The organism is Janthinobacterium sp. P210006 (assembly GCF_036231885.1).
In the GTDB taxonomy this organism is placed as follows: domain Bacteria; phylum Pseudomonadota; class Gammaproteobacteria; order Burkholderiales; family Burkholderiaceae_D; genus Janthinobacterium; species Janthinobacterium violaceinigrum.
The window spans coordinates 266,940-281,446 of record NZ_JAZARD010000004.1; the positions used below are offsets into that span (position 1 = coordinate 266,940).

The 14,507-nt window shown below is 59.7% G+C and carries 14 protein-coding genes; 1 reads left to right on the plus strand and 13 read right to left on the minus strand.

Features of this window, described 5'->3' with window-relative positions:
- Positions 1-93: 93 nt before the first annotated feature.
- The 4 genes from VPH41_RS20930 to VPH41_RS20945 all read right to left on the minus strand — a co-directional run bounded on the left by VPH41_RS20930 (position 94) and on the right by VPH41_RS20945 (position 6,545).
- Positions 94-3,204, minus strand: a complete 3,111-nt coding sequence (locus VPH41_RS20930; RefSeq protein ID WP_152255392.1) for an efflux RND transporter permease subunit — start codon at positions 3,202-3,204, stop codon at positions 94-96.
- A complete protein-coding gene (locus VPH41_RS20935; protein ID WP_328571394.1) occupies positions 3,201-4,373 on the minus strand; it encodes an efflux RND transporter periplasmic adaptor subunit in 1,173 nt (390 codons plus the stop codon). The genes VPH41_RS20930 and VPH41_RS20935 overlap by 4 nt, the downstream gene beginning before the upstream one ends.
- Positions 4,374-4,461: 88 nt before the next feature.
- On the minus strand, positions 4,462-5,820 hold the full coding sequence (locus VPH41_RS20940; RefSeq protein WP_152282050.1) for an ATP-binding protein: 1,359 nt from the start codon (positions 5,818-5,820) through the stop codon (positions 4,462-4,464).
- Complete coding sequence (locus tag VPH41_RS20945) at positions 5,817-6,545, minus strand: response regulator (protein WP_034753223.1); 729 nt, start codon at positions 6,543-6,545, stop codon at positions 5,817-5,819. Before VPH41_RS20945 ends, VPH41_RS20940 begins: the two co-directional genes overlap by 4 nt.
- Before the next feature lie 187 nt (positions 6,546-6,732).
- On the opposite strand from VPH41_RS20945, the gene VPH41_RS20950 reads away from it, so the two are divergent.
- On the plus strand, positions 6,733-7,266 hold the full coding sequence (locus VPH41_RS20950; protein WP_328571395.1) for a Spy/CpxP family protein refolding chaperone: 534 nt from the start codon (positions 6,733-6,735) through the stop codon (positions 7,264-7,266).
- A 71-nt stretch (positions 7,267-7,337) separates the two neighbouring features.
- On the opposite strand, the gene dsbD is transcribed toward VPH41_RS20950, so the two are convergent.
- The 9 genes from dsbD to secY form a co-directional block, all read right to left on the minus strand.
- Positions 7,338-9,290, minus strand: coding sequence for a protein-disulfide reductase DsbD (gene dsbD, locus VPH41_RS20955; RefSeq protein WP_328571396.1), 1,953 nt, complete (start codon positions 9,288-9,290; stop codon positions 7,338-7,340).
- A 164-nt stretch (positions 9,291-9,454) separates the two neighbouring features.
- Entirely contained in the window at positions 9,455-9,847 is a 393-nt protein-coding gene (gene rplQ, locus VPH41_RS20960; protein WP_034753219.1) for a 50S ribosomal protein L17, read from the minus strand.
- Between the two features lie 139 nt (positions 9,848-9,986).
- Positions 9,987-10,964 carry a DNA-directed RNA polymerase subunit alpha gene (locus VPH41_RS20965; protein WP_008444343.1) on the minus strand — a complete coding sequence of 326 codons (978 nt, stop codon included), beginning with the start codon at positions 10,962-10,964 and terminating at the stop codon, positions 9,987-9,989.
- 108 nt (positions 10,965-11,072) lie between these two features.
- Complete coding sequence (gene rpsD / locus VPH41_RS20970) at positions 11,073-11,696, minus strand: 30S ribosomal protein S4 (protein ID WP_071325659.1); 624 nt, start codon at positions 11,694-11,696, stop codon at positions 11,073-11,075.
- A gap of 258 nt (positions 11,697-11,954) precedes the next feature.
- Positions 11,955-12,359 (minus strand): 30S ribosomal protein S11, encoded by a 405-nt coding sequence (rpsK, locus tag VPH41_RS20975; protein WP_010394475.1) that lies wholly within the window; start codon positions 12,357-12,359, stop codon positions 11,955-11,957.
- A gap of 17 nt (positions 12,360-12,376) precedes the next feature.
- The gene (rpsM, locus tag VPH41_RS20980) at positions 12,377-12,742 is read right to left on the minus strand and encodes a 30S ribosomal protein S13 (RefSeq protein WP_046681666.1); all 366 of its coding nucleotides are present in this window, start codon (positions 12,740-12,742) and stop codon (positions 12,377-12,379) included.
- A gap of 14 nt (positions 12,743-12,756) precedes the next feature.
- Positions 12,757-12,870: a 50S ribosomal protein L36 gene (gene rpmJ, locus VPH41_RS20985; RefSeq protein WP_010394471.1), complete on the minus strand. Its 114-nt coding sequence runs from the start codon at positions 12,868-12,870 to the stop codon at positions 12,757-12,759.
- A gap of 42 nt (positions 12,871-12,912) precedes the next feature.
- Positions 12,913-13,131, minus strand: coding sequence for a translation initiation factor IF-1 (infA, locus tag VPH41_RS20990; RefSeq protein ID WP_005663428.1), 219 nt, complete (start codon positions 13,129-13,131; stop codon positions 12,913-12,915).
- Between the two features lie 18 nt (positions 13,132-13,149).
- Complete coding sequence (gene secY, locus VPH41_RS20995) at positions 13,150-14,484, minus strand: preprotein translocase subunit SecY (protein WP_010394438.1); 1,335 nt, start codon at positions 14,482-14,484, stop codon at positions 13,150-13,152.
- Between the last annotated feature and the right edge of the window lie 23 nt (positions 14,485-14,507).

The following is a 14,507-nucleotide window of genomic DNA, read 5'->3' on the forward strand; positions in this document are numbered from 1 at the left end:
CTTGACGGTTGTTACCGTATGTATCACTCCCCATACAAAACCGGCGCCGCATTCACGCAGGAATGGGGCGCCGGTCACGGGTCAGCCAGGTGTTCAGGCCTTGCCGTCGAGTGCAACCAGTTGTTCGTCCGTCAATGGCCCCGTACCGCTGTACTTGTCCAGGAATAAATAGATGACGGGCGTGATAAACAGGGTAATCACTTGCGAAAACAACAGCCCGCCCACCACGGCCAGGCCCAGCGGCTGGCGCAGCTCGGCGCCGGCGCCCAGGCCCAGGGCGATCGGCAAGGCGCCCATCAGGGCCGCCGCCGACGTCATCATGATGGGACGGAAACGCAGGATACACGCCTGGCGGATGGCCTCGGGCGGGCTCATGCCTTCATTGCGCTGCGCATGCAGGGCAAAGTCGATCATCATGATGGCGTTTTTCTTGACGATACCGATCAGCATCAAAATACCGATGATGGCGATCATCGTCAGGTCCATGCCGAACAGGCGCAAGGTCAATAGCGCCCCCACGGCCGCCGACGGCAAGCCGGCCAGGATGGTCAGCGGGTGGATATAGCTTTCATACAGGACACCGAGCAGCACATAGATCACTGCCAGCGCGGCGATGATGAGGATGATCTGGCTCGACTGCGAATCCTGGAACACGGCCGCATCGCCGCCGTAGCGCGTGATGATGGAAGCCGGCAAGCTCATTTCCTTGCCCATCACGTCGATCTTGCCCGTGGCGATGCCCAGCGGCACGTCCGGCGCCAGGTTGAAGGCGATCGTGACGGCCTGCAGCTGCCCCTGGTGGTTGACGGCCGTGGGACCGATCGTGCGTTCCACGTAGGCAATACTCGACAGTTTCACCAGCTCGCCCGACTTGCTGCGCACGGACACGCGCGTGAGCGCATCGTCATACTGGCGGTCCGGCGTGGCCGCTTCCAGGATCACGTAATAGCTGGCTGCCGAGGAATAGATGGTCGACACTTGCCGCTCGCCAAAGGCGCTGTACAGGGCCGTGCGGATGTCGGACATCTGCACGCCCAGCAGATTGGCCTTGTCGCGGTCGATCCGGAGCGATGCCTGCAAGCCCTTGATCTGCGAATCGCTGGTGACGTCGCGGAAGGCCGGGTCGGCACGCATGCCAGCAATAAACTTTTCCGCCCAGTCATTCAAGGCATCGGGACTGACGCTTTGCAAGGTGTACTGGTAACGGCTCTTGCTCTGGCGCCCGCCCAGCTGCAGGTTTTGCACGGGACGGAAATACACGGCCATGCCGGGCACGGCGCTCGTTGCGCGGCGCAGGTTTTCCAGCACCACGGGCATTTTCGGCCGTTCGCTGCGCGGTTTCAGCACCATGAACATGCGGCCCGTGTTGCCGCCGCCGACAAACGAAGTCACGTCCTGCACGCTGGGGTCCGCCTTGAGCACGGCCGCCACGCGGGCTTGCAAATCCTGCAATGCCGCCGAGGAGATATCTTCCGACGCTTCCGTATTCACCTGGATCTGGCCCAGGTCTTCCTCGGGGAAGAAGCCTTTCGGTATCGTGGCATACAGCAATACCGTCAGCGCGAAAGTACACACGGCGATGAACAGCACCACGTTGCGGTGCGCCAGGGCCTTGTCGAGCAAATGCACATAGCCGTTGCGCAATTTCGTGAACCCCGCCTCGAAGTGGCGGCCGATGAAGGACTTTTCGCCATGCGTGGGGTCGTTGTCATTGTGCTCGCGCGAATCGGCCGGCAGGAAGCGGCTGGCCAGCATCGGCACCAGGGTCAGCGACACGATGGCCGACACGAGGATGGACAGCGAGACGACGACGGCAAACTCGTGGAACAGCAAGCCGATCACGCCCGGCATGAAGAAGATGGGGATGAACACGGCCACCAGCGAGACGGAAATCGAGATGATGGTAAAGCCCATTTCCTTCGCGCCCACCAGGGCCGCCTGGATCGGCTTCTTGCCCATTTCGATATGCCGCACGATGTTTTCCAGCACCACGATGGCATCGTCGACCACCAGGCCCACGGCCAGGGTGATGCCCAGCAGGGAAACGTTGTCGAGGCTGTAGCCTAGCCAGTACAGCAGGGCCAGCGCGCCGAGCAGGGAAATGGGCATGGTGACGGCCGGAATGAAGGTGGCCGCCGCGCGGTGCAGGAACAGGAAGATCACCAGCACCACGAGAATCACGGTCAGGGCCAGGGTCAGGTTGACGTCGTGAATGGCTTCGCGGATCGAGACGGAACGGTCGTTGACCAGGCTGATCTGGATAGAGGCAGGCAATTGCGCCTTGAAACCGGGCAAGAGTTTGCGCACGGCATCGACCACTTGCACCGTGTTCGCATCCGGTTGGCGCTGCACCAGCAAGGTGATCGAGCGCTCGCCATTGAAACTGCCCGCCGTCTTGGTCGACTGGAAACTGTCTTCCACCTGGGCCACTTCCTTCAGGCGCACGGGCTGGCCATTGCGCGTGGCAACGATGAGTTCGGCAAAATCGGCCGCCTTCATCATCTGCGGGTTGCCCTGAATGGTCAGAGTCTGGCTGGGGCCGTCCAGGATGCCCAGCGGCGAATTCGTGTTCGACGCGCGCAGCGCGGTGGCCAGCTCGTCCATGGTCAGGTTGCGCGCGTTCATCAGGTCGGCACGGGCACGCACGCGCACGGCAAAGCGTTTCTGGCCATTCACGCTGACCTGGGCCACGCCAGGCAAGGTCGACAGGCTCGGGGCGATCAGGTTTTCCGCATAATCATTCAGATCCGACAAGTTCAGCGATGGCGAAGTCATCTGGATGAACAGCACGGGCGCATCGGCCGGATTGACTTTGCGGTAAGACGGCAAGTCCGTCATTTCCGTGGGCAACTGGCGCTGCGCGCGCAGCAGCGCCGCCTGCACGTCGACGGCGGCCTCGTTGACATTGATGCTCGCGTCAAACTCCAGGGTCAGCGAAGTATTGCCCAGCGTACTCGTGGAGGTGATCAGGCTCAGGCCAGCGATGGTGGAAAACTGCTTTTCCAGCGGCAAGGCAACGGAGGACGCCATGGTATCGGGGCTGGCGCCGGCCAGGTCGGCGCTGACGTTGATGACGGGCGTGTTATAGCTCGGCAAGGCTGCCACGGGAATGTGGCCATACGCCAGCACGCCCGCCAGGATGATGCTCAAGGACAACAGCACCACCATGACGGGGCGGCGAATGCTCAGTTCGGACAGGTTCATGCTGGCTTGCCTTGCGGTGCGACGGCGCCATCGGCGGCCTTGTGTTTGTCCGCCAGACGCACCTTGCCGCCCGGACGCAGGTTCTGCTTGCCATCGACGATGACTTTTTCATCGCCGCTCAAGCCCGTGACGACGGCATTCGGGCCGAACGCATACACGCGGGCAATCTTGCGTACCTTGGCCGTGTTGTCGGGCTCCATCGAATACACGAAGATGCCCGTGGTATTGGTGATAATGGCGTTTTGCGGGATGACCAGCGCATCCTTGAGCGTGCGCACGGTCAGCTGCGTATTCACATACTGGCCGGGCCACAGGTCGGTGCTGCCGTTATTGAAACGGGCTTTGACCTTGATCACGCCCGTGGCGGGATCGACGGCATTGTCGATGAAGTTCAATTTGCCTTCGAGCTGCTTGCCGCCCGCATCGGACAGCAAGGCCGTGACGGGCACGTCGCCCGCCTTCTGCGCCGCCAGCAAGCCCGACAGGCTGCTTTCCGGCAAGGTGAACGACACGTCGATGGGATCGAGCTGGGTAATGCTGGTCAGGGACGTGGTCGGCTGTACCAGGCTGCCCGCGTAGACATTGATGGCGCCCACGCGGCCGCCTTGGGGCGCGCGCAGGACCGTGTAGCTGGAGTCGACCTGGGCGGCGCGCAAGGCGGCCTGATCGGCGGCCAGCAAGGCGCGGGCCGCGTCGAGCTGGCTTTGCAGGGTATCGACGGCGCCCTGGGCGATGAAATTCTTGCTCAGCAAATCCTGGCTGCGCTTGAGCTGGCGTTCGAAGTCCTGCACCGAGGCACGGTCGCGCAAGACCTGCGCCTGCGCCTTGTCCACATTCGCGTGCTCGCTGCGCGCATCGAGCGTAAACATCAGCTCGCCCTGCTTGACGAACTGGCCTTCGCGGATATGTACCTTGGTAATCGTGCTGGTCGTCTGCGGATGCAGGTCGACGCTGCTGATCGGCATCACGCTGCCATTGGCTTGCAGCACCATCGGCACATCCTGGCGCAGCGGCGCAACCACGCTCACCGTGGTCGGCGCCTGTCCGCCCTTGCCCCCTTTGCCGTCCTGGCCGCCGACAGCTGCGCCGGACTGATGGTTGAAATACCAGATGCCGCCACCGATACACAGGGCCGCACCCACGAGGATTGCCAGACTAGTCTTTTTCATTGTTCTGTCACGCTGTTGCAGCGCAGGGCTGCAGGTTGAATGTAGTTGCCAGGGGGCATAAAAGCACAATATTGTCGCACGGAAATGCTCACTTTCCAGCGTAATACTCTGGCACGATGAGGGTGACTTCCAGTCCGCCGTCGGCATGATTGGCCAGCAAGACCGTGGCGCCATGCTGCTCGGCAATATTGCGCGCGATGGTCAGGCCCAGGCCCGTGCCGCCCGATTCGCGCGAACGCGATGTCTCGATGCGGTAAAACGGTTCAAACACTTTCGCCAGTTGATCCGGCGCAATACCCGGCCCGCCATCGCGGATGCGGATGCGTGCCGCGCCCGCGATGCGCTCGACCGTCACCTGCGCATACAGGCCATATTTGACGGCATTGTCGATCAGGTTCACGAGGCAGCGCCGCATGGCGATGGGACGGGCCATCAAGGCCATGCTCGCCTGTCCGCCCAGCGTGACTTTCTGGCCGGCATCGGCCGCGTCGGAGCAAACGCTGTCGAGCAGGGAATCGAGATCGAGCGCCTGCATCGCCTCCGTGCTATCCATCGAGCGGGCCAGATCCAGTCCTTCCTTGACCATGCTCTGCATGGCCGACAAATCGCCCACCAGGCGGTCATACAATTCCGTGTCAGCCACTTTTTCCAGGCGCAGGCGCAAGCGCGTCAGCGGCGTTTGCAGGTCGTGCGTGATGGCGGCCAGCATTTGCGTGCGCTGGGAAATATGCTGGCGGATGCGCGCCTGCATGGCATTGAAGGCGGCGCTGGCCTGGCGGATCTCGCTGGCCCCGGACAGGGTCAGCGGCGGATGGTTGATGTCATTGCCCAGGTCTTTCGCCGCCTGCGCCAGCTGCTTGAGCGGGCGCATGGTCATGCGCGTGACCAGGTAGGCGAGGATGGCAATGCTGATCAGGAAAGGCAGCAAGGTCATCCAGTCGTTGTGTTCGTTGAACGGGGGCTGCTGGCGTGGCGGCAAGACCATCAGGCGCAGCACGTGGCCGTCCTGCATGCGCACGTCGAGGTTTTCGCACGTACCGCCCCATGGCTTGGCGGCAAACATGCCCGGCGACTGGCGCGGCTTGACGCAGGCGGCGGGACGCTCGGCCACGGCGCTGACCTTGAAGCCTTCGCCCAGCTTGGCTTGCAGGGCCGTGGAAAACTCCGTCGGTGCGCCGGGCGTATGTTCCGTCTCGGGACGCAGCTCCAGGCGCACGCTGCCCTTGTTGGCCACTTTCAGGTAGGCGGCGCGCGAGGCCAGCGGCACCACATCGGCCGCCATCACCAGCTGCTCGGCCCGCTCTACGGCATGGTAGTCGCGGTATTGCTCGATGGCGCGCTGGCGTTCGCCCACGGCCAGCCACTGCGTCAGCGCCGCCGAAGCAACGATGCCGATCAGCAAAAACATGAACACGCGGCCCGTCATCGACCCCAGGAAGGCCTTCACGCGTGGGGCTCCACATTGACCTGGCCGGCCAGCACGTAGCCGCCGTTGCGCACGGTCTTGATGATTTGCGGCAAGCGCGCATCTTCACCGAGCTTTTGCCGCAGGCGGCTGATCTGGATATCGATCGAGCGGTCGAACGGGTCGGCGTCGCGCCCCTGCGTCAGGTTCAGCAGCTGGTCGCGGTTGAGCACGCGGTTCGGGTGTTCCAGGAACACGCGCAGCAAGCGGAATTCCGCTCCCGACAGCATGATCACCAGCCCGCTGGGATTGAGCAGATGGCGCGCCGTCAAGTCCAGGGTCCAGCCGGAAAAGCGGATTTGCTGCGCCTTGTCCGACGGCACGTTCGATGGCATGGCATGGCTGCGGCGCAAGACGCTGCGTATGCGGGCCAGCAATTCGCGGGGCTCGAACGGTTTCGGCAAATAATCGTCGGCGCCCATTTCCAGGCCCAGGATGCGGTCCAGCGGCTCATTGCGCGCCGTCAGCATGATCACGGGCACCGTCGATTGGGCGCGCAGCTTGCGGCACAAGGTCAGGCCGTCGTCGCCAGGCAGGTTCAAATCGAGCACGATCAGGTCAGGCCGCGTTTCATCGAGGATTTTCCACATGGCCGTGCCATCTGCCGCGCCCAGGGTGCGGTAGGCGTTCGTTTCCAGGTAATCCGCCAGCAAGCTGCGGATATCGCGGTCATCGTCGACGATGAGAATTGTAGAAGTGGGTTCCATGGTACGAATTATCCCCACTTCCCCCGCCCTTGCACAACGCATTTGTATCGTCTTGTATATAGGAGACCCGAAGAAACATATAGATACAAACTGTCTGGCAGCGGACACTTCGGGGAAACATGGCGCGTCCAACATGGATTCATGTGCAGCAACATGTACATCCCTCATCTTTTACAAAGGAATCCAGATGAACGCCTCAATGACAACCTTGCGCAAGAATTTGATCATCGCCATGAGCGTACTCGGCATGGGTGCGGCATCGCTGACCGTCCACGCCCAGGAAGCGGCCGCCAGCGCGCCTGCCGCCAGTACCAAGATGCAACACGATGGCCAGCACCGCGGCGGCAACCCTGCCGAACGCATGGCCAAATACCAGGCCCGCCTGCACGACAAGCTGAAGCTGACCGCCGCACAGGAACCGGCCTGGGCCACGTTCACGGCCGCCAACGCGCCGAAAAAGCCCATGGGCGACTGGAAAGCCAAGCGCGAAGCGTTTGCCAAGCTGTCGGCGCCGGAACGCATGGAACAATGGATCGCCATGTCGAAGGAACGTATTGCCAGCCAGGAAAGCCGTCTGGCTTCGCTGAAAACGTTCTACGCCGTGCTGACGCCGGAGCAAAAGAAAGTGTTTGACGACAGCGTTCCTGGCGGCAAGCACGGCGGTATGCGCGGCCACCACGGCGGCCACCACGGCATGCAGCAGCAGCCGAAAGCCGGCTAAGTTGTCGCTGGCCTAGAAACAGAAAAAGCCTGCAATGCAGGCTTTTTCTTATTGACGAGACAAGTGATTGCTTACTGCCCGTCGAGCTTGTGCAATGAGGTCAGGAACGTCGCGGCATTCTGGAAGCCGATCACGCGCGACTGGGGAATTTCCTGTCCTTGCTGGTTGAACATGATGATGCCCGGCGGGCCGAACAGCTGAAAACGTTTCAGCATGGCCTTGTCGTCCGCGTCATTGGCCGTCACGTCCACTTGCAGCAGCACGGCTTGCCCCATCTTCTCGCGCACGGCGGGATCGACAAAGGTCAGCTTTTCCATTTCGATGCAGGACACGCACCAGTCCGCATAAAAGTCCAGCAAGGCGGGCTTGCCATTGAGCTGCGCCAGCGCCGCATCGAGCTGCGCCACGGTCTTGACGCGCGTAAACGCTTGCGCATGCACCTGGCCACCGCCCAGGTGCGCCAGCGGCGCCAGCGGGTCGCGGCCACCGCTGGCCACGCCGACCAGCTGCAGCACGCCCAGCACGGCAAACACGAGGCCGAAGGCCTTGGCCACCCACGCGTTCTTCGCGCCGCTCTTGCCCACCAGCAGATACATGCCGTAGCCGACGAACAGGACCGTCCAGCCCAGCATCTGCACGGCGCCCGGCAGCACGGGCGAGACCAGCCACCAGGCCACGCCCAGCAGCAGCACGCCGAAGAAGCGCTTGACGGCATCCATCCAGGCGCCGGCGCGCGGCAGCAAGGTGCCGGCCGAGACGCCCACCAGGATCAGGGGCACGCTCATACCCACGGCCATGGCGAACAGGGCGCTGCCGCCGATGACGACGTCGCGCGTCTGGCTGATGTACAGCAAGGCGCCGGCCAGCGGCGCGGCCACGCACGGTCCCACGATCAGGGCGGAAATGGCGCCCATGACAAACACGCCCGCCAGGCGGCCCGACGATTGCTGGTTCGACACGGACGTCAGCTTGCCTTGCAGGAAGGCCGGCACTTGCAGCTCATAAAAGCCGAACATCGACAGCGACAGGCCCGCCATCAGCAGGGCAAAGAAACCCAGCACCCACGGATTTTGCAGCTTGGCCGCCAGGCCTTCGCCCGCCAGGCCGGCCGCCACGCCCAGCGCCGTGTAGACGATGGCCATGCCCAGCGCATACGTCAGCGACAGCAGCAAGCCGCGCGAGCGGCTGACCTTGGCGCCATCGCCCACGATGATCGACGACAGGATAGGCACCATCGGCAGTACGCACGGCGTGAATGCCAGCCCCAGGCCCAGCAGCATGAACAGGGGCACGATGACGAGCAGCTTGCCGCCTTTCAGCGCCGATTCGATCTTGCCCATCTCGTTTTGCGCCGGCGCCGGGTTGGCCGCCACGGGGGCAGCGGCGACAGGATCGGGGGTACTGGTGATATCGGCACTGGCAATGCTCATCACGGACACGCCAGGCGATGCCTGCGCCTGCGGGCCGTTGACGGCCGCCGTGTCGACTGCCGGCGCAGCCGGCAAGGCGAACTTCGATGGCAGGCCGGCACCGGGCGCCACGCTCTGGCCGCCGCCACCGCCCACCAGCTGGGCCGTGGCATCCTGCGGCGCATAGCACAGGCCCTTGTCGGAACAGCCCTGGCCCGTCGCCTTCAGGGTAAAGGCGCCGGCCGCCTCCACGGGAATCGTGATGGTCAGGGTCTTGCGGAACGTTTCCACATTTTTCTGGAAGGTGTCGTCGAACTTGACCTTGCCAGCCGGATACACGGGGGTGCCCAGCCTGGCGCCCACGGCCTCGAACTTGAAGCGCTCGTGGTACATATAGTAGCCATCGGCGATCACGTAGGTGACGGCGATGGTGGACGGGTCCTGCATGCGGGCGGAAAATTTAAAAGCCAGCTCGGGATCGAGGAATTCATCGTCGGCGCGGGCATGGCCGGCGCCAAAAATGGCAATCAACAGGAAGCAGCAGGCGGCAAACCAGGTGAGCAAGGGATGGCGTGGCGCGGCGCGCGCGGTGGCGCTGGAGGGGAAACGGGACATGAACTACCTTTTCGACCATTCGACAGAGGACGCGCGGAGCAGGCAGCGCTTGTGCCGGGCCGGCGCGAAAGGAGAATAGTACACTGCAGTAAGAATAGCTGCAGCAGAAAACAAAAAAGCCAGGCTAGGCCTGGCTTTCCTTGATGCGGATGCCGCTACTGGGATTACTCGCCAGCAACTTCAACTGCTTCGGTCGTATCTGGACGATCCATCAGTTCAACGAACGCCATAGGAGCGTTATCGCCGACGCGGAAACCCATTTTCAGGATACGCACATAACCACCGTTACGGTTGGCGAAACGTGGGCCCAGTTCAGCGAACAGTTTGACGACCATTTCACGGTCGCGCAGGCGGTTGAAGGCCAGACGCTTGTTTGCCAGGGAGTCGGTTTTGCCCAGGGTCAGAATTGGCTCGACAACGCGGCGCAGTTCTTTTGCTTTTGGCAGGGTGGTTTTGATCGCTTCGTGACGCAGCAGCGATACTGTCATGTTGCGCAGCATTGCCAGACGGTGGGACGAGGTACGATTCAGTTTACGGAGGCCGTGACCGTGACGCATGATAAATCCTTTCGGTGAGTGTTTAAATTCCAGTTCTTCGATCAGCTGATGGGGAAACCCCTGACAGCCGCGGACCGGTTTGGTACGACAAAATAAAAGCCTGGGACACCTGTCCCAGGCAGTTTGCTACAACTACGAATTACTTTTCCAGGCCGGCAGGCGGCCAGTTTTCCAGCTTCATGCCCAAGGTCAAGCCGCGCGATGCCAGCACTTCCTTGATTTCGTTCAGGGACTTGCGGCCCAGGTTTGGCGTTTTCAGCAGTTCGTTTTCCGAACGTTGGATCAGGTCGCCGATGTAGTAGATGTTTTCCGCTTTCAGGCAGTTCGCCGAACGCACGGTCAACTCCAGGTCGTCGACTGGACGCAACAGGATAGGATCGACCAGCGGAGCGCGCGATGGCGCTTCGGCGGCGGCTTCCGTGCCTTCCAGGGCAGCGAACACATTCAACTGGTCCACCAGGACGCGGGCCGACTGGCGGATCGCTTCTTCCGGCGAGATTACGCCGTTGGTTTCGATGTTGATGATCAGCTTGTCCAGGTCGGTACGTTGTTCCACGCGGGCCGATTCAACGAAGTACGATACACGGCGCACTGGCGAGAACGACGCATCCAGAATGATGCGGCCGATGGTCTTGTTCGTGTCTTCCGACAGGCGACGCACGTTACCAGGAACGTAGCCGCGGCCTTTTTCAACCTTGATCTGCATGTCCAGCTTGCCACCAGCGGTCAGGTGGGCGATCACGTGGTCAGGGTTGATCAGTTCGACGTCATGCGGCAGGTCGATGTCGGAGGCCAGGATCGCGCCTTCGCCTTCTTTTTTCAGGGTCAGGGTTACCGAATCGCGGTTGTGGACTTTGAAAACCACACCCTTCAAGTTCAGCAACAGATCGACGACGTCTTCTTGCACGCCATCGAGGGAGGAATATTCGTGGACGACGCCAGCGATCGTCACTTCGGTCGGCGCGTAGCCCACCATCGACGACAGCAGAACGCGGCGCAACGCGTTACCCAATGTGTGGCCATAGCCGCGCTCGAACGGTTCCATCACGACCTTGGCGTGACCTGCACCGAGAGCTTCAACATCGATAATACGTGGCTTCAACAAACTGTTTTGCATGAAATGTCCTTTTCAATACCCTCGGCTCATTACACCGATAAGGCTGATGGCATTAGTAAAACGCCCACCCGAAAGAAAACGAGTGGGCGGTGATGGTGCTAACTGCTATTAACGCGAGTACAGCTCGACGATCAGCGATTCGTTGACGTCGTTAGCGATTTCGTTACGCTCTGGCAGGGACTTGAAGGTACCTTCCATTTTCTTGGCATCAACCGAAACCCAGCTAGGCATACCAACTTGTTCAGCCAGCGACAGTGCTTCAACGATACGCACTTGCTTTTTCGATTTTTCACGAACAGCGATGATGTCACCAACTTTAACTGCGTACGAAGCGATGTTCACAACGATACCGTTCACGGTGAACGCTTTGTGGCTGACCAGTTGACGCGCTTCAGCGCGGGTCGAGCCAAAGCCCATGCGGTAGCAAACGTTGTCCAGACGCGTTTCCAGCAACTTCAACAGCGTTTCGCCGGTGTTGCCTTTACGACGGTCTGCTTCAGCGAAGTAGCGGCGGAATTGACGTTCCAGCACGCCGTACATGCGCTTGACTTTTTGCTTTTCGCGCAGTTGGTTACCGTAGTCCGAGGTGCGGGCGCCGGATTTGACACCGTGCTGGCCTGGTTTGACGTCCAGTTTGCACTTGCTGTCCAGCGAGCGACGTGCGCTCTTCAGGAACAGGTCTGTACCTTCACGGCGGGAAAGTTTTGCTTTAGGTCCGATATAACGTGCCACGATACTTCCTTTTTTTAAATGATAACGCCCCAGCCACATGCATGATCAAACACACTGATGCGGTTAGGCGCTAGTCTGATTTGGTTTCAATCAGACGGTGGCTGAAAACGAAAAACCCGTCAAACAGGATTTGACAGGCAAGAACAGCCGGGCAGTATAACCGTTTCCGGCTCCCTGCTCCAGCGTTTTCACACAACTGTACTGAGTTACAACAGACAGCAAAGCAGCTGGCGCCGAAGCGCCCTCTGCAACACTATCTTAGATACGACGACGTTTCGGTGGACGGCAACCGTTGTGCGGTACCGGCGTCACGTCCTGGATCTCGGTGATCTTGATGCCCAGGTTGTTCAGCGCGCGAACGGCGGATTCACGACCAGGACCTGGGCCCTTGATACGTACTTCCAGGTTCTTTACGCCACACTCAACAGCCACTTTACCAGCGGCTTCCGCGGCGACCTGCGCTGCGAATGGGGTCGATTTACGCGAACCCTTGAAGCCTGCACCGCCGGAGGTAGCCCACGACAAGGCATTGCCTTGACGATCGGTGATGGTAATGATGGTGTTATTGAACGAAGCGTGGACATGTGCGATGCCTTCAGCGACGTTCTTTTTAACTTTTTTACGCACGCGTGCTGATGCGGCGTTATTTTGCGACTTAGCCATAATTATTCCCTAGCGGATTATTTTTTCAGCGATTGAGCGGCTTTACGCGGTCCCTTGCGGGTACGTGCGTTCGTACGCGTACGCTGGCCACGGCAAGGCAGACCCTTACGATGACGCATGCCGCGGTAGCAACCCAGATCCATCAAACGCTTGATGTTCATGGACAGTTCACGACGCAGATCGCCTTCGACGATGAATTTACCTACTTCATCGCGCAGCTTTTCCAGTTCGCTGTCATCCAGATCTTTGATCTTTTTGTTGGTTGCTACACCGGTCGATGCACAGATTTTCTCTGCGCGTGGACGGCCCACACCGTAGATGGCTGTCAGGCCGATAACGGTATGCTGATGATTTGGGATATTAACCCCTGCAATACGTGCCATTTGTTATTCCTCGATTAACCTTGACGCTGCTTGTGACGTGGTTCCACGCAGATTACGCGGACTACGCCTTTGCGCTTGATGATCTTGCAGTTGCGGCAGATCCGCTTGACTGATGCGAGAACTTTCATTTTGGGGCTCTTTCTTTCGCTTCTTTGGTTTGATTCACTGTGTTACTTGGTACGGAACACAATGCGGGCTCGGCTCAGGTCGTACGGCGTTAACTCCACCGTCACCTTGTCTCCAGGGAGAATGCGAATATAGTTCATCCGCATTTTACCTGAAATATGCCCGAGCACCACGTGTCCGTTCTCCAGCTTCACTCGAAATGTTGCATTTGGGAGATTCTCAAGAATCTCGCCCTGCATCTGTATGACGTCGTCTTTTGCCATTCGGTATGTTTACCGCGCTTAACGCGTCGGAATTCCGCCCTTGAAATTTGCTTTGCGCAGCAGCGAATCATATTGCTGCGACATCACGTAGTTCTGTACTTGCGCCATGAAATCCATGGTGACAACTACAATAATCAATAAAGAAGTACCGCCGAAATAGAATGGTACTTTCCACTGGGCTTGCATAAATTCCGGCAATAAACACACCAGGGTGATGTAGACTGCGCCGGCAAGTGTCAAGCGTGTCAGGATCTTGTCGATGTAACGGGCTGTCTGTTCGCCTGGACGGATCCCGGGAATGAACGCACCGCTTTTCTTCAAGTTATCCGCTGTTTCCTTGCTGTTAAATACCAGCGCTGTATAGAAGAAACAGAAAAACACGATCGCCACTGCGTACAACAGCGCATGGATAGGCTCACCAGGCCCCATCGATGCTGCCAAATCTTTCAAGAACCGCACCGCAGGGTTAGCGTTGTCGGCGCCCTTTGAAAACCAGTCCACGATAGTGGCCGGGAACAAGATGATCGAAGAAGCAAAGATCGGCGGGATCACGCCGGCCATGTTCAGCTTCAACGGCAAATGGCTGGTTTGACCGCCATAAATCTTGTTGCCTACCTGGCGCTTCGCGTAGTTGACCAATATTTTGCGCTGACCACGTTCGACGAATACGACGAAGTACGTTACCAGTGCTACCAGGATCACGATGAAAATCGCGCTGAAGCTGCCGATCGAACCATTCGACACCTGAGTGAACAAGCCACCCAACGCCGACGGCAGACCTGCTGCAATCCCGGCAAAAATGATGATCGAGATGCCATTACCCAAACCACGCTCGGTAATTTGCTCACCCAACCACATCAAAAACATTGTTCCGGTCAACAAAGTGACGACCGTCACGAAGCGGAATGCAAGACCAGGTTCCAACACCAGACCAGCTTGCGACTCCAGTGCGACTGCAATGCCTAACGCTTGGAACAGTGCCAGGGCAACCGTGAAATACCGGGTGTACTGGGTGATCTTGCGACGACCTGCTTCGCCTTCTTTTTTCAACGCTTCCATCTGCGGTGACACGATCGACAGCAATTGCATGATGATCGAGGCCGAGATATAAGGCATGATACCCAGCGCAAACACTGTAAAACGAGACAAGGCACCGCCCGAGAACATGTTGAACATGCCCAGGACGCCGCCTTCGTGCTCCTTGAACAGCGAGGCTAATTGTGTCGGGTCAATCCCGGGAACCGGGACGTGAGCACCGATACGATAAACCACCAATGCGCCAAGCAAAAACCAGAGCCGTCCCCAAGGGAAACCGGCCGCTGCACTTTTAGCAAGTTGTGGATTAGTCGCCAATTTTCGCTCCGATCAAGCTGTTA